The sequence below is a fragment of the Arsukibacterium sp. MJ3 genome (assembly GCF_000987765.1).
Lineage (GTDB): Bacteria > Pseudomonadota > Gammaproteobacteria > Enterobacterales > Alteromonadaceae > Alishewanella.
Genome location: NZ_LAHP01000157.1, coordinates 1 through 502 on the forward strand (window position 1 = coordinate 1; position 502 = coordinate 502).

Annotated in this window: 1 protein-coding gene; it reads left to right on the plus strand. The window is 51.8% G+C overall.

What is annotated here, in order from left to right; all coding sequences use genetic code 11:
- A partial coding sequence (locus VT06_RS17265) for an Ig-like domain-containing protein (protein ID WP_046555569.1) occupies positions 1 to 502 on the plus strand: 502 nt, incomplete at both ends.

Genomic DNA, 502 nt, shown 5'->3' on the forward strand with positions numbered 1-502 from the left:
AGCTGCAGGTACTATTACCGTTACCGGCACTGCCACTGGTGGCGATATTGCCCCAGGCGATGTGGTGACCATGATAATTAATGGCGTAACCTACACCACCACCGTACAAGCCGATGGCAGCTGGTCAGTTGATGTCGCCGGCAGCGACTTAGCCGCTGACACTGAATTTGATGTGGTGGTTACTTCCAGTGACGCCGCAGGTAATACTGTAGATTCAACTGAAACGTCTACGCATACCGTTGATATTAGCGCCACTGCCGGCACCGTCACGGTCAATAACATTACTGCCGATGATATCGTTAATGCGGCAGAAGCTGCAGGTACTATTATCGTAACGGGCACTGCTACTGGCGGCGATATTGCCCCAGGCGATGTGGTGACCATGATTATCAATGGCGTCACTTACACCACTACCGTACAAGCCGATGGCAGCTGGTCTGTTGATGTCGCCGGTAGCGATTTAGCGGCTGACACTGAATTTGATGTGGTAGTAACGTCTTCT